The organism is Pseudomonas sp. Q2-TVG4-2 (genome assembly GCF_013620795.1).
Lineage (GTDB): Bacteria > Pseudomonadota > Gammaproteobacteria > Pseudomonadales > Pseudomonadaceae > Stutzerimonas.
Window position 1 is genome coordinate 13,808 of sequence record NZ_LGLW01000012.1, and the last position, 20,647, is coordinate 34,454.

Consider the following 20,647-nt stretch of genomic DNA (forward strand, 5'->3'; position numbering starts at 1 on the left):
ATTCACGGGAACGGCATTCAACACGCCGCTAAACGGGGGTATGGAAACTAAGGCCCTCCTGCTGCAAGACAAGTTCCGGCATGGCATCGCCGGCGCCGGCACGCCTCGCAAGCCAGCATGATGTCGCCTGTGGGTTCTAGCAGTGAGCTAGCAGCGCGACCAAACCAACTATCCTGGCCAGTGGCCAAAAAATACCAGCGAATCTAGACTGCGCTGACCACAATGACAGGAGGTGCGGCATGAGCACGCAAACCGCCGAACGCTTTACCCGCTTTGCGGAGTTCTATCCGTTCTATCTGGCCGAGCACAGCAACCCCACCTGCCGTCGACTGCACTACATAGGGAGCTTACTCGTGTTGGCCATACTCGCCTACGCGCTAATCAGCCAGCAGTGGTTATGGCTGCTAGCGATGCCGTTGGCTGGCTACGGGTTCGCCTGGATCGGGCATTTCATTTTCGAGAAGAACCGGCCGGCGACGTTCCAGTACCCGCTCTACAGCTTTCTCGGGGACTGGGTGATGCTCAAGGACATGCTTACCGGAAAGATCCGATTCTGAATCACCGAGGCCGACCATATCCGGTTGGTAGCCGCGGACCGTCACGGATTGGACGGGCGGTTTGGCGCAATGGTGGCGACTTAGTTATGATCGCCGGGCCAGCGCCGGCCGATGCGCTGTTGCCTCCAACGGTGCATGCCAGAGCGCCGGAACCTTTCAGGGATAGCAATCATAATGTCAACCGTGACCGGTGAACGGCGTAACGGCCTCGCGACTCGCCCCCTGCGCGAGTACTACGCCCGGGTTTTCGCCTATCTGACCTGCGCCGCCACACTCGCCGCTGGTGTCTATACCCAGCAGTTCGCACTCAGCCTGCTGTGGATGGTGCCCTACACCCTCCTCTATCCACATTTCGCCTATCACCTGAGCTATCGCTTCAAGCGCCGATACCCGGAGCAAACTTCGCAAACACTGCTGTGCCTCGACGCCTTGAATGCGGGAGCAGGAATCGTGCTGCTCGGCTGCGCCCTGGTGCCAAGCCTGATGTTCCTCCTGACGCTGGGCTTCAGTGCGCTGGTCATCGGCAGCCTGCGCCATTTCCTGATGACCATGTTGATGGTCACCATCGGCGTCGGGCTGACCAGCTTGCTGGTGCCTTTGCGCTTCGACGACTCAACCCCCGTCCTAGTATCCGCCGTCAGCATTCTCTTCACCACGCTGTACGTGTGCGTCACGGCCTACTACGTGCATCAGCAAGGGATACGGCTGGCCCAGGCTCGCAGCGAAGTCGAGGCCCAGCAGGCCAAGGCCGCACGGCTGGCCCGTAATCTGGCCAAATATCTATCACCCCAGGTGTGGGAGTCGATTTTCTCCGGCAAACGCAGCGTACGCCTGGAGACCCAGCGCAAGAAGCTCACGGTGTTCTTTTCCGACATTAAGGGCTTCACCGAGCTGTCAGAAGAACTGGAAGCCGAAGCCCTGACCGATCTGCTCAACACCTACCTCAACGAGATGTCGAAGATCACCCTCAAGTACGGCGGGACCATCGACAAGTTCGTTGGCGACTGCGTGATGGTTTTCTTCGGCGACCCCGCCAGTCAGGGTGCCAAAAAGGATGCGGTGGCCGCGGTATCGATGGCCATCGCCATGCGCAAGCACATGAAAGTGCTGCGCCAGCAATGGCGCGCACAAGGCATCACGAAGCCGATGGAAATCCGCATGGGGATCAACACCGGCTACTGCACAGTCGGCAACTTCGGTGCCGATACCCGCATGGATTACACCATCATCGGTCGCGAAGTGAACCTCGCCAGCCGATTGGAGAGTTCCGCCGAAGCCGGGGAGATCCTGATCTCCCACGAAACCTATTCACTGGTCAAAGACGTGATCATGTGCCGCGACAAGGGCCAGATCAGCGTCAAGGGCTTCTCGCGTCCGGTGCAGATCTATCAAGTGGTGGACTTCCGCCGCGATCTGGGTGCGACCAGCAGCTTTGTCGAGCATGAATTGCCGGGCTTCTCGATGTACCTGGACACCAACGGCGTGCAGAACTTCGACAAGGAGCGCGTTATCCAGGCCCTCAACCAGGCTGCCGACAAACTTCGCGACAAGGTCATAATGTAGCACCGCCGGTGCCGGCGACGGTCCACGGCAATCACAGCCTAGGCCGCCGGCGCTACCTCAAAGTCGAGGTCACCCATGTCGCCCATCCTATCGCTGCGCCACTACAGCCACGACCAGGTCATCCATAGTCACCAGCACACACAACTGGTGTTCGGCCTGCGAGGGCAGCTGGACTTCGAGATCGACGGCCACGGCAGCCGCATCCAGCAACAGCTCCTGGCGGTTGTCCCCAGCGACGCGCACCATGCCTGCGGTAGCGTCGATGGCAGCTTGTGCCTGGTCGTGGATATACCTGATCACGGCTGGCTGCAGCAGCGTCTCGGACACCATGCCGACCCTGCGCAGCGCTTGCTGGAGCGGCCCGCAGCGCTGCGCCTGAGCACCACCCAGAGCCAGCTCGTCAGCTGGCTTTCAGCCAGCCCGATTAACGACCCGATCATCAATGAGCAAGGCGCCACGCTACTATTAGCCAGTCTTGCGTCGGGCTGCGAGCCGGCCGGCCGGCAGCATCCGCTCCCTCTGGCCGGCCTCTACGCCCACGTCGATCGGCATTTGGCGCATCCGCTTGAAGTCAGTGATCTCGCACGACTGGCCGGCCTTTCCGTGCCGCGCTTCCATGCGCGCTTCGTCAGCGAAACGGGCCTGACTCCCCAGGAGTTCATCCGCTTACGCCGTCTGCAACAGGGAAGACAGCTGCTGATCAGCACCTCGCTAGCGGTTGGCGAAATCGCCGCGCGCGTCGGGTACGCCTCGCAAAGCGCTTTCACCGCCGCCCTCAACCGTCAGTACGGCACGACGCCGCGCGCAGTCCGGCGCGAGGCGCTCGGCAAATCACAACGTTGACGCGACAGACGGGCCGCCCCCGGCGCACTACTATGGGTGCCAGCTGACAGTCTCAAACGCATCCTATCGTGAGGCCCCATGACCCATCGCAACGCGCTACTGGCGATCCACTTTGGCGCGCTGATGTTTGGCCTCTCCGGCGTTTTCGGCAAGTTGGCCGAAAGCCCGCCGCTGCTCATCACCTTCGGCCGCGCACTGTTTGCCGTCGCCGCGCTAGTACTGGCAGCGTATTTCCTGCGTACCGGTGGTAACCGACCGAACTGGCGTCAGCGCAGCGGCCTGTTGCTTGGCGGTCTGCTGTTGGGTGGGCATTGGCTCACCTTCTTCATGGCAGTGAAAGTCGCCGGCGTCGGCATTGCCACGTTGGGCTTCGCCAGCTTCCCGGCGTTCACAGTGCTGTTCGAAGGTCTGCTGTTCCGCGAGCGAACCCGCCCCATCGAGTTCGCCATGGTGGGGCTGGTATGCGCAGGTCTTCTGCTGGTCACGCCGCATTTCGATCTTGCCAGCCAAAGCACAGTGGGCCTGCTCTATGGCGTTCTGTCGGGGCTGATGTTCGCACTGCTCTCACTACTCAACCGTGCCGTTACGCGCGGCGTCGATCCGGTACAGGCAGCCCTCTGGCAGAACGGCACCATCCTGCTCTGCCTGCTGCCCTTCACTTGGAGCTCATTGCCAGCAGTACCGGCGCTGGATTGGCTATGGCTAGTATTGCTCGGCGTGTTCTGCACGGGCCTGGCGCACAGCCTGTTCGTAGCGAGCCTCAAGGTACTAAAGGCTCGGACAACCGCAGTGATCTTCGCCCTCGAACCGGTCTACGGCATCGCCTTCGCGTGGTGGCTGTTCAATGAACAACCCACCCTGCGCATGCTGATGGGCGGCACACTGATCATCCTTGCTACGGTAATCACCAGCCGCCTGAAGGCTCCGGCCGCGCCGAATGCCGCTACACCACTGGCGGAGATACCCGAAGCGCCCCGTTAGTGGCTCCTTAGTGGGAATGACGTGGTACCTCCGCGCCCCGGCAGCCGACAAGGAAGTCGAAGTCGCAGCCTTCGTCGGCCTGCAATACATGATCGACAAACAACCGCCGATAACCACCGTCCCACAACAGGCCCTGCGGTGGCTGCCATGCCGTCAGACGCTCATGCAGCTCGGCATCCGAGATATCCAGATGCAGCCGTCCGGCCATGCAATCCAGCTCGATGTAATCACCGTTGCGCACCACCGCCAAAGGGCCGCCTGCAGCCGCTTCTGGTGCTACATGCAACACCACGGTGCCGTAGGCAGTGCCGCTCATGCGCGCATCCGATATCCGCACCATATCGGTAACACCCTTGGCCAATACTTTCGGCGGTAGGCCCATGTTGCCAACCTCGGCCATGCCGGGATAACCCTTGGGTCCGCAGTTCTTCATTACCAGTACACAGCTTTCATCGACATCCAGATCTGGATCGGCGATGCGCGCCTTGTAGTCGTCGAAGTCTTCGAAAACCACCGCGCGGCCACGATGCTGCATCAGTTCCGGGGTCGCCGCTGAGGGTTTCAGCACCGCGCCACTGGGCGCCAGGTTGCCGCGCAGCACACAGATGCCGCCATCGGCGCGCAGTGGATTGTCCAGGGCGCGGATGACTTCATCCTGCCCGTAGATGGGGGCCTGGGCGCAGTTATCCCATAGCGATTTGCCGTTGACGGTGAGCGCATCGGGATTGGGCAACAGCTTATTCTCGCCTAGCCGTCGGATCACCGCCGGCAGGCCGCCGGCATAGTAGAACTCCTCCATCAGGAAGCGTCCGGATGGCTGCAGATCGACCAGCGTTGGCATTCCTCGACCGATACGTGTCCAGTCGTCCAGATCGAGCTCCACGCCGATGCGCCCGGCGATAGCCTTGAGGTGGATCACCGCATTGGTCGACCCACCGATCGCGGCGTTAACGCGAATGGCGTTTTCAAATGCCGCTTTGGTCAGCACCTTCGATAGTTTCAGGTCTTCGTGCACCATATCGACGATGCGCATACCGGACAGATGCGCCAGCACGTAGCGCCGCGAATCCACCGCCGGAATCGCCGCGTTGTGCGGCAGTGACGTACCCAGCGCTTCGGCCATGCAGGCCATGGTCGAGGCGGTACCCATGGTGTTGCAGGTACCGGCCGAGCGCGACATGCCAGCTTCGGCTGAAAGAAACTCGTCGAGGCTGATCAGCCCGCCCTTGTACGCCTCGTGCATCTGCCAGACGATGGTGCCGGCCCCTATATCGCGGCCGTTGTGCTTGCCGTTCAACATCGGCCCGCCGGTCACCACGATCGTTGGCACATCGCAGCTGGCGGCGCCCATAAGCAACGCCGGAGTGGTCTTGTCGCAGCCGGTGAGCAGTACCACCGCATCGATGGGATTGCCGCGAATCGACTCTTCGACGTCCATGCTGGCCAGGTTACGGGTCAGCATGGCGGTCGGCCTGAGGTTCGATTCGCCGTTGGAGAACACCGGAAACTCCACCGGAAACCCGCCTGCCTCCAGCACGCCCTTCTTTACGTGCTCGGCGATCTTGCGAAAATGCGCGTTGCAGGGCGTCAGCTCCGACCAGGTGTTGCAGATGCCGATGATCGGCTTGCCTTGAAACTCGTGATCCGGAATGCCCTGGTTCTTCATCCAGCTGCGGTACATGAAGCCGTTCTTGTCAGTCGTGCCGAACCATTGAGCGGAGCGCAGGGGGCGTTTGTCAGTCATTGCAATACACCTGTTTTCGCGGCCGACCCGCCGGGCCTGCCAGATTGAACGTTCGGGTTGGGTTCACAGCAGCCAGGTGGAGATGGCAGGGAAGTACAGCAGCAGGCCGAGCACCGCTATCTGGATGACGATGAAGGGCACCATCGAGCGGAAGATATCCGTCAGCGTGATATCAGGCGGCGCCACGCTCTTGAGGTAGAACGCGGCCGGCCCGAACGGTGGCGAGATGTACGAGACCTGCATGCTCACCGCGAAGAGGATGCCGAACCACACCGGGTCGTAGCCGAGCTCGACGACGATGGGCACGAAGATCGGCAGGCAGAGCATGGCGATGCCGATCCAGTCGAGAAACATGCCCAGCAGGAGAAAGATCAGCATCATCACCAGCACGATGACGAAGGGCGCCACCTCCAGTCCGGTGATCGCCGACGAGACAAAGCGATTGCCACCCATCAGGTTGTAGACCCCGACCAGGCAGGCGGCGCCGATTCCGATCCAGACGATCATCCCGCAAGTTTCCAAGGTCTGGGTCAGGCTTTCCTGAAGCAGCTTGAGGCTGAATTCACCCCGCACCAGCACCGCCAACAGCACACCCAGCGCGCCCATGGCCGCCGCTTCCGTGACCGAAGCGATGCCGCCATAGATGCTGCCGAGGACCAGCCCGGCGATGGCGATCGGAAAGAACATGCCCTTGAACGCCTCGCCTAGGGTCAGGTGCGGCAGGCTTGTGTCCTTTTCCAGGTGCGCGCCGCCCATATGCGGATAACGCATGCACATCACCACCACGTAGAGCATGTAACTGCCCATCAGCAGTGCGGCGGGAATGATCGCGGCCTTGAACAGATCGGCGATGGAGACGCTGGCGATCAACCCGTAAATGATCAGGACGATCGATGGCGGCACCATGGTGCCCAGGGAACCACCCGCGCAGACCACGCCGATGGCGATACGTTTGTCGTAGCCCAGGCGCAGCATCTGCGGCAGCGCCAGTACGCCGAGCAGGACGATTTCACCACCGATGATTCCGGAGATTGCGGCGAGAAAGAACGCCACGACGATGGTCTGTACCGCGACCCCGCCCGGCAGGCGGCCGGCGAAAAAGCGCATGGCATTGAACAGATCCCGCGCCAGCCCCGATCGGTCCAGCAAGCCCGCCATCAAGACGAACATTGGCACGGCCACCAGCGAATACTCAGTGATGAAGCCGAACACGCGGCTCGCCACCAGAGGCACCGCCACGGGGCCAAACCATCCAAGCGTGAAGCCGGCGGCGACCAGGCCGGTCACGAAGGCCAGCGGCAGGCCCAGGACCAGCAACGCGAAGATCGCGAAAACCATCAGGTAGGTTGCGATGTCGATACTCATCGCGTGGCATCCGAATCATGACGCGCACGCCGATGAGTAGCGATCCGCACGGTCTGCTGCACAGCCATCAGCGCGACGGAGATCAGTATGACGATCTTGGTGAACGCTGGCAGCGGCTGATTCCAGGACGATCCCGAGGTTTCCAGGCGCCAGCTGCCATCGGGTGCGTGGGTCGCGTTATAGGCCAGCACCCAAGCGGCATAACCGATCGCCAGACAGAACAGGATGCCCAGCAGCAGATTCAGCAGTTCCAGCCAACTCCGCCTACGCGGCGAAAGACGGTCGAGCAGGATGCGAATTTGGATATGCCGGTTGGTTGCCAAGGCGTAGGGCCCGCCCAGCGCAAAAATGGCAGCGACCAGAAAAGTGGTGGTTTCGTGCGCCCATTCGGTCGGCGAGTTGAAGCCATAGCGCATGATGACTTCGAACACACTGACCAGCATGGCGAGGAACACCAGCCAGGCAACCACCTGACCACCGCGCCGAATACCACGATCAAGCAGCCCGCGCCCCGGCTCGGGGGCGCAGGCATCGAGATGATCGTCAGACGAGGATTGAGATTTTTTCACAGCGAAACTCCTCGGACTGCCCGGCGTAGGCCGGAAAGTCGTTGGTCATCGAAGAAAGGAGCCGCGATGCGCGACTCAGAGCATGCCCTTGTCCTGCAGGTAGGCCTGGATCGAGTCCACCGCCTCCTTGGCCTGAGGGCTGCGATCACGCCAGCGCGACCACTCGTCCCGAGCGGACTGACGGAATTTCTTCAGTTCGTCCTCGGGCAGCGAGGCCAGGGTCACGTCGCCTTTCTGCTTGGCCAGCGCCACTTGCTCTTCGTCCTTTTTCTGCAGGTCGTTGACCAGCTGTTCGGTGAACGCATCGACCGAGTCTTCGAGAATTTTCTGCTGCTCTGCGGAAAGCTCGTCCCACAGCGCCTTGTTGAGCGAGATGTCCTTCATCGGCATCGAATGAAAGCCGGGGTAGACGGCAAACGGCGCGTACTTGTGATAGCCCTGCTGGTAGTTGGTGGAAAACACCGTGTAGTCGGCCGCGTCGATCACGCCCTTCTCCAGTCCGGTGTACACCTCAGATGTCGGAAGATTCACTGGCGCCGCACCCACCAGCTTGAATATGTTCGAGACCATGCCCTCCGGGGCACGCACCTTGAGGCCTTCGAGATCGTTGAGCGTCTCGATCTTGCGCTTGCTGATCAAGGATTCGGCGCCCACGGCGCCAGCACGGATAAGATGAACGTTGTACGGCTCGACCAGGCGGTTGTAACCCGCCTCCCCGCCCGCGTTACGCATGTAATCGAGAAACGGCGCCGGGCCGCCCCAGGCACCGACCATGTTGCCGTACACCGCAAAGGCGGGATTCTTGCCTGAGAAATAACCGGGATCGGTGATATGGCCCTGAATGATGCCTGCGCCGACGGCGTCCAGTGTCTCGTTGTTACCCACGATGGTGCCGGTCGGGAGCACCTCGATGGTGATTTCGCCGCCCGTTTTCTCACCGACGCTCTTGGCCCACTGCTGGGCGATGCGGTACTCGTCGTCACCGGCGTTGACGTTGATCTGGAATTTCCACTCCTGGGCAGCGGCGACGCTTCCGGAAGTGAGGATCAGGCTCGCCGCAAGGGCAAGACCGACACAGGGAGTGTTCGGTTGCATGGTTGCCTCTCCAATTATTGTTATTCGGCACTTTCAGTTCGCGATGACAGGCTTTGTTACACCAGCCCGTACCGCCGTTGAAAAGATTAGTGAGCGCAGCCATCATCAACAAATACAAAATCCAGCCGCACCGATACCCAAACGGATATAGCGAACATGAAGCCGATCAATAGCAACTGGTTCGTTCGAGCCCGCCTGAAGAACCGCCACATCCCTCTGCTGGTGGCGTTGGGGGACACGGGCAATCTCAATCGCGCGGCTGAAGGGCTGGGGATTTCCCAGCCGGCCATCTCGAAGCTGTTGAAGGAACTGGAAGACGGGCTGGGCGTCGCACTTTTCGAGCGGCATGCGCGTGGGGTGGTCCCGACGCTCTACGGCGAAACCATGATTCGCCATGCCAGGCGCCTGCAGAGCACGCTGGACAATGTGTATAGCGAGGTCGACGCGCTGCGCCAAGGGCAACAGGGACATGTACGCATCGGCACTATCCTGACGCCCTGTGCGGAACTGCTGCCAGAAACCGTCCGCCGCGCGAAGCAGCGCTTCCCGGGCCTGGAGATCACTATTCGTACGGGCTCGAGCCGCGACTTGCTGGCGATTCTGGACGACGGGGAGCTGGATTTTCTGGTAGCTCGGTTTTATGCCGGCGGTCAGCAGGACGACCTGCACTTCGAGCCACTGGCCAAAGAGCCGCTTAAGATCTGCGCGCGCGTCGGGCTGATCGAAGGTCCTCTGTCGCGCGCCAAATTAAACGCCGCGGACTGGGTGCTACCGCCGGCTGGAAGCGTGTTGCGTCAGGAATTCGATGCATTGTTCCAGCGCGTCGGCATGCGCCCACCTACCAAGGTCGTTAACGCCGAAAACCTGCTGATGGTGACCACCCTGGTGGAAAAGAACGACATGCTTACCGTGCTACCGCGCGATGTCCTGGCGCACTATGCGCGTTACGGAATGCTCGCCGAGATCGAGGTCGACACCAGCATCGATACCGACCTGAATCAGGGGCTGATGGCCTACGGCATCATCATTAAAAACCAGCAGCTGCTCTCCCCGGCCGCACGCAACGTGCTGGAGTTGCTGCGCGAAATCGCACGGCAGACGACGCTGGGTGCGATGCCGACGGTCACCTAGGCGGCGTCCCGACAGTTTTCAATAAATGCCAGGATAAGCGCCGCCTTCGAGCAGCAGAGGCTCTGCCTCGTCATGTCGCCCGCGTGGTCGCGGACTGACGGGCAGCCAACGGCCCGTCACGTTGAGCTAGATCGCGTCCCGAGTAATCTCGCCATCCACGAGACGGCTGATGCCTAGCGGATTGGCGTTCTTCAGAGCCTCCGGCAGCAACGCCTCGGGAAAGTTCTGATAGCACACTGGCCGCAGGAAGCGGTCGATCGCCAAGGTTCCCACCGAAGTGCCTCGCGAATCGGAAGTCGCCGGATACGGCCCGCCGTGAACCATCGCATCGCAGACTTCGACGCCGGTCGGATAGCCATTGAGCAGCAAGCGTCCAGCCTTCTGTTCCAATACCGCGGTGAGATCGGTGAAGCCGCCGAGGTCCGCCTCATCGGCGATCAGGGTAGCGGTCAGCTGCCCGCGCAGGCCATGCAACGCTCGCAGCAACTCCGCCTTGTCGGCAACTTCGATCACGATCGTGGTAGGTCCGAAGACCTCCTCCTGCAGCAGCTCGTCGCCGTCGATGAGCAGCTGTGCGTCAGCTTTGAACAGTTGCGGCCGCGCCTGGTTGCCATCCTGAGCAGCGCCGGCCAGATGGGCGATACCCGGGTGTGCCTGCAGGTGTTCCAGCCCCTTGACGTAGCTCTTCAGCGTACCGGCGTTGAGCATGGTCTGCGCCGGTTGCTCGGACATGAAGCCCGTGAGCCGCTCGATGAACGTGGAAAACTCTGGCGAGCGAATGCCGATAACCATGCCCGGGTTCGTGCAGAACTGGCCGCAGCCCAACACCACAGAGGCGGTCAGCTCGTTGGCGATGGCGTCACCGCGCGCTTTCAATGCCTCGGGCAAGACCAGCACCGGGTTGATGCTGGACATCTCCGCGAACACCGGGATCGGCTGCGGGCGCGCCGCCGCCATGTCGCATAGCGCACGACCACCGCGCAGCGAGCCGGTGAAGCCGACCGCCTGAATCGCCGGATGCTTGACTAGCCATTCGCCGACGCCCCCGCCGTAGACCATGTTGAACACACCCTTGGGCATGCCTGTTTTCTCGGCGGCGCGGAGAATCGCGTCGGCGACCTGCTCGGCGGTTGCCATGTGCCCACTGTGCGCTTTGAACACCACCGGGCAACCGGCGGCCAGCGCCGATGCGGTGTCGCCACCGGCCGTAGAGAATGCCAAGGGGAAGTTACTGGCACCGAATACCGCTACCGGGCCGAGCCCCATACGGCATTGGCGTATATCCGGACGCGGCAACGGCTTGCGCTCCGGCAAGGCGCGATCGATACGCGCCCCGTAGAAATCGCCGCGGCGCAGCACCTTGGCGAACAACCGCATTTGCCCGCTGGTGCGCCCGCGCTCCCCCTGGATGCGCCCGGCCGGCAATGCGGTCTCCTGACAAACCAGGGCGACGAAGTCGTCGCCCAGCGCGTCGAGCTCATCGGCAATGGCGTCGAGAAATCCGGCACGCTTCTCGGCTGGGAGCGCGCGGTAGGTTGAGTATGCAGCTGCAGCGGCCTCGGCCGCGGAATTCACTTCGTCTTCCGTGGCCTGTACGAATTCAAACGGCAGTGCTTCGCCACTGGTGGCGTCATGGCTCTGCAGCTTTTGGGTACCGGCGGCACTGCGGGCACCGGCGATGTAGTTGTGGCCGAGAATGGCGGACATGGAATATCTCCTCTACCTGTTGGTTCAGGGGGCTCCGCATGGTGCGCGGAGGATGGCCGACGGCCCGTGGGCAGAACCGCCAACCTTGAAGACTAGGTCAGCGGCTCGCCTTGTATGACGATACAGCTGCGCAGATCCAAGTCAGAGCGCCTTCACCCCACCGGCACTGATGCTGGGCTGCCGGATGGAAATGCCGTTGCGCAGGGGCTCACCGAAGGCATCGAGGCTGACCTCGAACTGGTCACCCGGTTGCGCCTTGACCCCATCCGCGAACGACAAAGTGGCCGTTCCGAAGAAATGCACATGTACATCACCAGGACGTAGGAACTGGGCGTACTTGAAGTGATGGTATTCGAGATTCTCCAGGCTGTGGCACATGTTCTCCTCGCCGGAAAGAAACTCCTTCTCCCAGAGCACCTCCCCGTTCCGGCGGATACGACTGATGCCAGCCAGGTTCGAGGGCAACTCGCCAATGCGCAGCTCCGGGCCGAATGAACAGAACCTGAGCTTGGAGTGGGCCAGATACAGGTAGTTCTTGCGTTCGGTCACATGATCGGAGAATTCGTTGCCCAGGGCGAAACCGAGCCGATATGGCTGGCCGTCGTCACCGATGACGTAGAGACCGGTCAGCTCAGGCTCTTCGCCGAAATCCTCGGCGAAATCGGGTGCTGGGAAATCCGCTCCGGGGCGAACCACGATGCTGCCATCACCCTTGTAGAACCACTCGGGCTGCGCCCCGATGCTTCCCGGTTGCGGTTTGCCGCCTTCCATTCCCCATCGGAACATTTGCATCGTGTCGGTGAGCTTTTCCTCGGTCTGCTCCACCTGCTGGTGCATCTTGTCTCGGGTCGAGGCGCTACCCAGATGAGTCAGGCCAGTACCGCTGACCAGGCAATGCGCCGGATCGTCATGATCCACCGGCGGCAGCACCCGGCCGGCTTCCAGAAGTTGACGATACGACGGACCGGCATCGCAGCCTTGCGCGTCAATCTGCGCTGCCAGGCTGTTACCGTTACGAATTGCAGTGAGTGCCAGCTCGCGGGTACTGCTCACGCCACGCAACACCTCGATACGTTCGGCGCCCACCACGCCTACCTGACGCTGGCCCTGTTCGTTCTCGAATTGAATCAACCGCATGAGGCTTCCTCTTCCTGAAGTGCCCGCAACTGCAGGCATCTGCTGCAACCACTTTAAAAAGCACCATAGGTGGTGCCTAATGAAAGCTTCTGATTGAGTGATAACTTCCAGTCATCCCCATGATCGCTGCCCTGCCCTCCATCGTGTCTCGCCTGCGCCTCAAGCAGTTGCGCCTTCTCATCGCGCTCGATGAGCAGGGCTCGCTGCACCGAGCCGCCGAGCAGATCTCGATCAGTCAGCCTGGCGCCACCAAGGCGTTACATGAAATCGAAACGACGTTCGCCGCCGAGCTGTTTACCCGCAGCAGCCAGGGATTGCAGCCCAACGATCTAGGCCGTTGCGTGATCCGCTATGCACGACTCATCCATAGCGATCTGGCACATCTGCGCGAAGAGATGGTCGGCATTCTGCAAGGGCATGGCGGACGCCTCTCGGTGGGTGTGATCATGGGTGCCGTTCCTTTGCTGATGCATGCGCTGGGCCGGCTGCGGCGCAAACAGCCGGAGCTATCGGTGGAAATCGTCGAGGACACCAGCGCTCGCCTGCTCGGGCTGATTGATGAGGGCCGACTGGATCTGGCGATCTGCCGGAGCAGCGTCAGCCGGCGTCCGGATACCTATGACTGCCTGACTCTGCACGAGGAACAGCTGGCCGTGGTCGCCCACCCTGACCATCCGATGGCCGACGCCCCCGCACCGCTGAACCTGGCTGATCTGAGCGGGTATCGCTGGGTCATCTACCCGGCGAACATGCCGATGCGCCAGTTGCTGGAGCGTGAATTCAGCGAAGCCAGTCTTGAATTCCCACGATACCCGGTCGAAACCGCATCCACCTTCACCACACTCAGCCTGCTGCAGGAAGACCCGGAACTGGTCGCCGTCATGCCGCTGTCGGTGGCGCGTTTCAGCGAACGCTTCGGCATGATCCGCCGATTGCCACTAAAGCTGCACTCGCGCAGCGAGCCCTATGGCGTCATTGCCCGGCACGGGAGCAGCCTGTCTCCAGCGGCGCGGTTATTGCTCGAAGAGCTGCAGGACGAAAGCGGCCCGGCTGCGATAGCCGAGCCCAGCGTGGGCTAAAGCAGGCCGCGCGCTCCGAGGTTTTTGAGCAGGGCCAGCACACCGAACTCCCAAGGCGGCACCACGTCGGTGTGATTGACCCGGTTGTGCAAAGCGCCCAGCTGAGCGCTACGTATACTGACCCGGTCACCCAGCTTGTGGGTGAAACCGGAGCCCGCCGTATCGCGGTCCTCGGTAGGTGCAAACAACGTACCCAGAAAGAGCAGGAAACCATCGGGATACTGGTGGTTGCGGTTGATTGCCTGACCCACCAGATCCAGCGGGTCCCGACTGATCTGGTCCATCGAACTGCTGCCGCTGAGTATGTAGCCGTCCTCCCCCTCCACACGTAGGTCAACGACGCAGCGCCGCACATCCTCGATATCGAAGCTTTCATCGAATAACCGGATGAAGGGCCCGATCGCACACGAGGCGTTGTTGTCTTTCGCCTTGCTCAGCAATAGCGCACTACGGCCCTCGAAATCGCGCAAATTCACGTCGTTGCCCAGGGTCGCGCCCACTGCTACACCACGACTGTTGACCGCCAGCACAACCTCCGGCTCGGGATTGTTCCACGCCGAACCCGGGTGGATACCTATCTGGGCGCCGGTGCCGACAGCCGCCAGCACTGGCGCCTTGGTGAATATTTCGGCATCCGGACCAATACCGACCTCCAGGTATTGCGACCAGAGGCCCTGCTCGATCAACACCTTTTTGAGTCGCGTCGCTGCGTTGGAGCCAGGCTGTATACGCGACAGATCAGTCCCCAGCACTTGGCGAACCTGGTCGCGCACCGCTTCGGCCTTGGCCGGGTCGCCGGCGGCCTGCTCCTCGATCACGCGCTCGATCATGCTGGCTGCGAACGTCACCCCGGCGGCCTTGATCACCTGCAGATCCGCTGGCGCCAGTATGTACGGCCGAGTCGGGTCGGCATCCTCGCCGCTGTTGCCCAGCAGCGCCTCGATGCTGACGATCCGCGGTGCGTCCAGTTGCTGCAAGCGCTGCAATAGCTCGGGCTCCTCGAACAGGCCGCTCAGGGTCGGAGCCAGGTGGGACAAGTCATAGACATCATCCTCGCGCAACAGCACAGGCACCGGCCCGGCAACCTCACCGGGCAGCCAGGCGCGTCCGACAAGAGTGCCCTGCACGCCATCGACAGGCAGGGTGTTTTCGGGGGTGAGCTGAATCCGGCAGGGCATAGGTCGTTTACCTTGGTAAAGATAGGATGCCGCGTCTATAACCCGGTCAACGGGCCCATGCCGGTGCAGCCTGCAGTAATATCCGGTGCTGCGGGCTCGGCGGTGCGCGGCAATCGCCACTTTAGGCAGCCTCTCCGTCGGGCTTCTAATGACAATTTCTCAGGGTCCGATATGACTTTGTTATCATCACACCGCCGAACAGACCAATCATGAGTGCTGAACAGGGCAATCTGCCCGCACTGAGAAACTGGCTCAAATACCGCCATCTCGTATTGATTTCCACGTTGGCACGGACCGCTAACATGCACACCACGGCAGAGCAGATGGGCCTCAGCCAGCCGGCGGTCAGCAAGATGCTACGCGATATCGAGGAGTTGTTCGGCTTCGCGCTTTTCGAGCGTTTGTCGCGCAAGCTGGTACCTAGCGAGCTCGGTCAGGTCGTCATCCAGCACGCCGAAAGCACACTCAACGATACGCAGCGTTTCGCCCATCAGCTCGACACCCTGCGCAAGGGTGGCCACGGCAACATCAGGATAGGCGCGATCATAGCTGCCACCGCCGCCACCATTCCCGTGGCGTTGGTCGAGCTCAAGCGCCGCAGGCCGCTGTTGATGATCGAGCTGGTGGAGCAGACCAGTGACCATCTGCTGGAGATGCTCGAACACAAGCAGCTCGACCTGGTGGTGGGTCGCTTCACCAACGCCCGCCAGCAGCAGCGCTTCGACTTCCAGCCGCTGGCCGAAGAACCGTTCTGGCTGATTTGCAAACGCGATCATCCGCTGAGTAAACAGCGCGATATCCACCCTACGGAACTGACGCGCTGGCCTTGGGTGCTATACCCGTTCGACACACCGATGCGGCAAATGCTGGAGCAGCTTCTCAGCCAACTCGACGTCGCGCCACCTAGCAATGTTGTCGAAACCACCTCGGTGCAGACAACCCTCTATCTGCTGCGCAACAGCGAGACGCTGGCACTGCTACCCGAAGCCATCGCCCGGCAACAGGTCGAGCAGGGGTTGCTTTGTGAGCTGTCCACCAGTCTGGCCACCCAATCGCTCAAGTACGGCATCCTCACCCGCAAGCACCAGGCGCCGTCGAGCAACGCACAGGAACTGATGGAGATCCTGTTGCAAGGCCGCACCGAGAGCTGAGTCTCCCCGCGTCTGGCATGACGACGCGGATCGCGCCGACGAACGAGTCGAGGTTCGTCGGGATAACCGCTCGTTATCGATTAATGAAGAAGCCTCATTAGTCGATCAGTCGAAGCCGTCTATACCTTCCTCAGCGCTGGCGAGGGCAATCCCACCGCCCCAGCCAACCATCGTTGCCGCATCGCACAGACGCGACAGCAACAACAAAAACAAGACGCACCGCAAAGGAAAACCCGCAATGCCGGCGATCACCCGTGTCGAGGTCAAGGATATCCGCTTCCCGACGTCGCGTTCCCTGGATGGCTCGGACGCGATGAACCCCGCGCCGGACTACTCTGCGACTTACGTCATCCTGCATACCGATGCACCCGCCGGCCTCGCCGGTCATGGCCTGACGTTCACCATCGGCCGAGGCAACGAAATATGCGTCACTGCAGTCCGGTCGCTGTCAGGCATGGTCGAGGGCCGCAGCCTGGCATCTATCACCGAAAACATGGGTGCGTTCTGGCGCCAGATGACCTCAGGGGACAGTCAGCTACGTTGGCTGGGGCCCGAGAAAGGCGTCATCCATCTCGCCACCGCCGCCATCGTCAATGCCATTTGGGATCTATGGGCCAAGGTCGAAGACAAGCCCTTGTGGAAATTGCTGGCTGACATGCCGCCCGATGAGTTGGTGAGGTGTCTCGATTTTCGCTTCGTCAGCGATGTCCTGACGCCGGAAGAAGCGCTTGCCATGCTCCGACGTCAGGCCGGCGGCAAGGCCATACGCGAGTGTGAATTGATCGAATTCGGTTATCCCGCCTACACAACTTCGGCCGGCTGGCTCGGTTATTCCGAAGAGAAAATTCGCCGGCTGGCCCGCGAAGGGCTGGCAGAAGGCTGGACCCATTTCAAGCAGAAGGTGGGAGGCGATCTACAGGACGATATCCGGCGTGCTCGCATTCTGCGTGAAGAAATCGGTGAGCAAGCCGTCCTCATGATGGATGCCAATCAGGTCTGGGATCTAGACGAAGCGATTTTCAACATGCGTCAGCTGGCGCAGTTCAGCCCGATGTGGATTGAGGAGCCGACCAGCCCCGACGATATTCTCGGCCATGCCGAAATTCGCAGGCGACTCAACGGCATCGGCGTCGCTACGGGTGAGCACTGCCACAACCGGGTAATGTTCAAACAGCTGCTGCAAGCGGGTGCGATCGATTATTGCCAGGTGGATGTCGCCCGTCTTGGTGGCTTCAACGAAGCAATCCTGGTGTTGCTGCTGGCCGCCAAATTCGGCGTACCGGTATGCCCGCATGGAGGCGGCGTGGGTTTGTGCGAATACATCCAGCATCTGTCGCTTTTCGATTACATCGCCGTGTCCGGCTCACTTGAGGGCCGTGTGCTGGAGTATGTCGATCACCTGCACGAGCACTTCGCCGATCCCGTCCGTGTGGAGCGCGGTCGCTATCGAGTGCCGACCGCACCGGGTAGCAGCATCGCCATGCATGCTGCGTCACTCACCGAACATCTATTCCCTGACGGTCCTGCCTGGCAGTTCAGCACCGCCCCACGCACCCCCTGAAGTGAGGAGACAAACCACACCCGAGTCTTACAAACCCGGCCGACATGAACGACCACGTCCCGCAGGCCCTCAACCCAAACGGAATACCACGATGAAAACAAATACAAGAAAACAGGTGATTTCCATACTCGGCGCGCTTGGCATCGGCCTTGCGAGCTTGAATGCAGCTGCCGAGCCGCAGTTCCCACCGTTTCCAGAGGTGACGGGCGATACCGTCCCGGACAAGGGTACGTTCAATATCAAGTTCAGCATCGGCACCACCCAGTCCGGCGCTCAATATCGCGGCCTGGAGTATTTCGAAAAAATCGTCGAGCAGCGCAGCGAAGGGCGTATCGATGTAAAGCTTTTCCACAGTGCGCAACTGGGCGATGACCTGCAGGCGGTCAGCTCACTACAGGCCGGCACCTTGGAGATGACGGCTCCGTCGACGTCGCCGCTGGTCGGCATGCTGCCGCAACTCGCTGTGTTCGACCTGCCGTTTCTGTTTCCCACCCCCGCCGATGCCGACCAGGTGCTGGATGGCGAGATCGGTCAGAAGATGCTCAAGGACGCTTCCGGTCAGGGTTTCGTCGCCATTGGTTGGGCGGAGAACGGCTACCGTCAGCTGACCAATAGTAGGAAAGCCGTGCAGACGCCTGACGATCTGGCCGGGCTGAAAGTACGCACCATGCAGAACCCGATTCATATCGATATTTGGCGGACACTCGGGGCGAACCCGACGCCGATGTCATTTGCGGAGCTGTTCACCGCACTGGAACAGGGCGTCGTCGATGGCCAGGAAAATCCCTGGATCACTATCTCGGCTTCACGTTTCGACGAGGTTCAGCCCTTCGCGACCGAAACCAACCACGTTTATACGCCGTTCATGACGCTGGTTTCCGAGCGTTTCTGGAATCGTCTGCCTGCCGAATACCAAGCGTTGCTGGTCGATGCGAGCAAGGAAATGGCGCTCTACGAACGCCATGTCAGCCGCACCATGAACGACCAACTGAAGGCCGAAATGAAAGCATCGAACATGAATGTCATCGAGCTTTCACCCGAGCAGATAGCCGTCTTCCAGGAGCGGTTGAAGCCGGTTTATGAGAAGTGGAAGAAACAGATCGGCGAAGAGTTACTGGATTCGATCCTGAACAAGAGCTGATGCGTCACTTCGTTACGGGCCGGCATCCGATGCCTGCCCGCCCTCCCGCTAGCATTCAGGTTTAGTTCCATGATCCCTCACTCATCTGCTCTCCAGGCAATACTGGGCGTTTTGCGTTCGGCGCTGGAAGTGACGATCGGCCTGCTGGTGGTGGGCGTCGTCTTCTGCGTCGCCGCCAACGTCTTCGGTCGCTTCGTACTGAACTACTCCTTCATCTGGGCCGAGGAGTTTTCCCGGATCATGTTCATCTGGGTGATCCTCCTTGGTGCGGGGCTCGCCAGCCTGAACAACGAGCATGTCTCGGTGACCTACTTCAAGAACCTGGTCGCGGCCCCGGTGCAAAAGGTATTCAGCCTGATCACGGTCGCCGTCATCTATGCGGTCTGCATCTGCATTCTGATCGGCTTCAAGGACATCCTTTCCGGCTTCGTCAGCGTCACGCCTCTGCTGCAGATCTCCAAGACCTTCATTTATAGCGCCATGCCGGTCATGGCGGTGCTGACGCTGATCGCCAACACCATCGCATTGTTCTCGATATTCAGCCGGAGCTCGACATGATCCTCTGGAGCATTCTGATCGGCCTGCTGGCTGCCATTGTGGTGGGCGTGCCGATTTCATTCGGCCTTGCGGCGATAAGTCTGTTCATCTTCTTTTACGCCGACTACGCGATGACGCCCATCGTCTCCGAGGCTATCAATGGCCTGGACTCATTTCCCTTACTGGCGATCCCACTGTTCATCCTGGTCGGCGAGGTAATGAGCGAAGGAGGTATCGCCAAGCGTCTGGTGCGCCTGGCCAGTGCCATGGTCGGCTTCATCTCCGGTGGCCTGGGACAGATCGCCGTGCTCACGTCGATGTTCTTTGGCGGCATCAGCGGCTCGGCAGTTGCCGATGCCTCGGCGGTCGGCAGCATGATGATCGAACCCATGAAGCGCCATCACTACCCTGCACCACTGGCTGCCGCGATCATCGTAGCCTCGTCGGTTGTCGGCATCATCATTCCGCCGTCGATTCCGATGATTCTCTTTGGCGTGGTGACCAACACGTCGATCTCCCAGCTTTTTCTCGCTGGGATCGTACCGGGCGTGCTGATCACCCTGGGTCTGGCCATCACCACCTACTTCCAGTCGAAAAAGATTGGCAAAGCGCAGCCCTTCAGTATCGGCGAACTGGGCACGGCACTGCGGGGCGCACTGCTGGCGATGCTACTGCCGCTCATCATCGTCGGCGGCATCCTTACCGGGATATTCACGCCCACCGAAAGCGCTGCCTTCGCCCTGGTCTATGCGCTCGGCATCTCGATGTTCGTCTACCGCAGCCTGACGGTGAAACGCTTCTTCGAGCTGTGTATCGCCACTGGCAAACTCACCGGCGTGGTGATGTTGCTACTGGCATTCGCCAATGTGCTGGCCTGGCTTCTGACCGCCAACATGATCCCGCAACAACTCGTCGAGGCGCTCGGCGCCCTCTCGCAAAGCAAGTTCGTCATTCTCGGCATCCTTACCCTGTTTCTGCTGCTGGTTGGCTTCTTCATGGATCTGACGCCGGCGATGGTCATTCTCGCCCCGCTGATGACGCCTATCGTGGTGAAGCTCGGCGTGGACCCGGTGTACTTCGGCGTGCTGATGTCTTTCGTTCTCGGCATCGGCCTGATTACGCCGCCCGTCGGCACAGTGCTCTATGTGGGGTGCGGGGTTGGAAAGGTCGGCATGGAGCAGCTGGTGCATCGACTGCTGCCGTTCTACTTCACGCTGCTGGCGCTGCTGGTGCTGTTCCTCGCCTTTCCGGGGCTGGTGCTGTGGTATCGCTAGCGCGCCGGACCGGCTCCCACCGGAGTAATAACCC

18 protein-coding genes are annotated in these 20,647 nt (G+C 61.0%); 11 read left to right on the forward strand and 7 right to left on the reverse strand.

Annotation, left to right across the window (positions count from 1 at the left end):
- Positions 1-239 precede the first annotated feature (239 nt).
- The 4 genes from H3028_RS19280 (at position 240) to H3028_RS19295 (ending at position 3,944) form a co-directional block, all read left to right on the forward strand.
- Positions 240-557, forward strand: coding sequence for an Mpo1-like protein (locus H3028_RS19280; protein WP_181298838.1), 318 nt, complete (start codon positions 240-242; stop codon positions 555-557).
- 174 nt (positions 558-731) lie between these two features.
- Positions 732-2,120, forward strand: a complete 1,389-nt coding sequence (locus H3028_RS19285) for an adenylate/guanylate cyclase domain-containing protein (protein ID WP_181298839.1) — start codon at positions 732-734, stop codon at positions 2,118-2,120.
- Positions 2,121-2,195: 75 nt separating this feature from the next.
- Positions 2,196-2,963 carry an AraC family transcriptional regulator gene (locus H3028_RS19290; RefSeq protein ID WP_181298840.1) on the forward strand — a complete coding sequence of 256 codons (768 nt, stop codon included), beginning with the start codon at positions 2,196-2,198 and terminating at the stop codon, positions 2,961-2,963.
- Between the two features lie 78 nt (positions 2,964-3,041).
- Positions 3,042-3,944 carry a DMT family transporter gene (locus H3028_RS19295; RefSeq protein WP_181298841.1) on the forward strand — a complete coding sequence of 301 codons (903 nt, stop codon included), beginning with the start codon at positions 3,042-3,044 and terminating at the stop codon, positions 3,942-3,944.
- A 7-nt stretch (positions 3,945-3,951) separates the two neighbouring features.
- Here the strand turns inward: H3028_RS19295 and H3028_RS19300 are convergent, their stop codons facing one another.
- The 4 genes from H3028_RS19300 to dctP form a co-directional block, all read right to left on the reverse strand.
- The gene (locus tag H3028_RS19300; protein ID WP_181298842.1) at positions 3,952-5,688 is read right to left on the reverse strand and encodes an IlvD/Edd family dehydratase; all 1,737 of its coding nucleotides are present in this window, start codon (positions 5,686-5,688) and stop codon (positions 3,952-3,954) included.
- Positions 5,689-5,751: 63 nt separating this feature from the next.
- Positions 5,752-7,053, reverse strand: coding sequence for a TRAP transporter large permease subunit (locus tag H3028_RS19305; RefSeq protein WP_181298843.1), 1,302 nt, complete (start codon positions 7,051-7,053; stop codon positions 5,752-5,754).
- The gene (locus tag H3028_RS19310; protein ID WP_309109567.1) at positions 7,050-7,622 is read right to left on the reverse strand and encodes a TRAP transporter small permease subunit; all 573 of its coding nucleotides are present in this window, start codon (positions 7,620-7,622) and stop codon (positions 7,050-7,052) included. The genes H3028_RS19305 and H3028_RS19310 overlap by 4 nt, the downstream gene beginning before the upstream one ends.
- 75 nt (positions 7,623-7,697) lie before the next feature.
- Complete coding sequence (gene dctP, locus H3028_RS19315; RefSeq protein WP_181298844.1) at positions 7,698-8,717, reverse strand: TRAP transporter substrate-binding protein DctP; 1,020 nt, start codon at positions 8,715-8,717, stop codon at positions 7,698-7,700.
- Positions 8,718-8,873: 156 nt separating this feature from the next.
- Between dctP and H3028_RS19320 the strand changes: the two genes are divergently transcribed.
- A complete protein-coding gene (locus H3028_RS19320; RefSeq protein ID WP_181298845.1) occupies positions 8,874-9,848 on the forward strand; it encodes a LysR family transcriptional regulator in 975 nt (324 codons plus the stop codon).
- A 126-nt stretch (positions 9,849-9,974) separates the two neighbouring features.
- Here the strand turns inward: H3028_RS19320 and H3028_RS19325 are convergent, their stop codons facing one another.
- Together H3028_RS19325 and araD1 are read right to left on the reverse strand one after the other, a co-directional pair.
- Positions 9,975-11,555, reverse strand: a complete 1,581-nt coding sequence (locus tag H3028_RS19325; protein WP_181298846.1) for an aldehyde dehydrogenase (NADP(+)) — start codon at positions 11,553-11,555, stop codon at positions 9,975-9,977.
- A gap of 141 nt (positions 11,556-11,696) precedes the next feature.
- Positions 11,697-12,692: an AraD1 family protein gene (gene araD1, locus H3028_RS19330; protein WP_181298847.1), complete on the reverse strand. Its 996-nt coding sequence runs from the start codon at positions 12,690-12,692 to the stop codon at positions 11,697-11,699.
- Positions 12,693-12,811: 119 nt separating this feature from the next.
- Here araD1 and H3028_RS19335 point away from each other — a divergent pair, with 119 nt between their 5' ends.
- Positions 12,812-13,771, forward strand: a complete 960-nt coding sequence (locus H3028_RS19335) for a LysR family transcriptional regulator (RefSeq protein ID WP_181298848.1) — start codon at positions 12,812-12,814, stop codon at positions 13,769-13,771.
- On the opposite strand, the gene H3028_RS19340 is transcribed toward H3028_RS19335, so the two are convergent.
- Positions 13,768-14,949 carry a fumarylacetoacetate hydrolase family protein gene (locus tag H3028_RS19340; protein WP_181298849.1) on the reverse strand — a complete coding sequence of 394 codons (1,182 nt, stop codon included), beginning with the start codon at positions 14,947-14,949 and terminating at the stop codon, positions 13,768-13,770. The genes H3028_RS19335 and H3028_RS19340 overlap by 4 nt on opposite strands.
- 209 nt (positions 14,950-15,158) lie before the next feature.
- On the opposite strand from H3028_RS19340, the gene H3028_RS19345 reads away from it, so the two are divergent.
- The 5 genes from H3028_RS19345 (at position 15,159) to H3028_RS19365 (ending at position 20,613) form a co-directional block, all read left to right on the forward strand.
- Positions 15,159-16,100: a LysR family transcriptional regulator gene (locus tag H3028_RS19345; protein ID WP_181298850.1), complete on the forward strand. Its 942-nt coding sequence runs from the start codon at positions 15,159-15,161 to the stop codon at positions 16,098-16,100.
- A gap of 238 nt (positions 16,101-16,338) precedes the next feature.
- Positions 16,339-17,661: an L-fuconate dehydratase gene (locus tag H3028_RS19350; RefSeq protein ID WP_181298851.1), complete on the forward strand. Its 1,323-nt coding sequence runs from the start codon at positions 16,339-16,341 to the stop codon at positions 17,659-17,661.
- Between the two features lie 91 nt (positions 17,662-17,752).
- The gene (locus tag H3028_RS19355) at positions 17,753-18,802 is read left to right on the forward strand and encodes a TRAP transporter substrate-binding protein (protein ID WP_181298852.1); all 1,050 of its coding nucleotides are present in this window, start codon (positions 17,753-17,755) and stop codon (positions 18,800-18,802) included.
- Positions 18,803-18,871: 69 nt separating this feature from the next.
- Positions 18,872-19,360 (forward strand): TRAP transporter small permease, encoded by a 489-nt coding sequence (locus H3028_RS19360; RefSeq protein ID WP_181298853.1) that lies wholly within the window; start codon positions 18,872-18,874, stop codon positions 19,358-19,360.
- A complete protein-coding gene (locus H3028_RS19365; RefSeq protein ID WP_181298854.1) occupies positions 19,357-20,613 on the forward strand; it encodes a TRAP transporter large permease in 1,257 nt (418 codons plus the stop codon). Before H3028_RS19360 ends, H3028_RS19365 begins: the two co-directional genes overlap by 4 nt.
- Positions 20,614-20,647 lie beyond the last annotated feature (34 nt).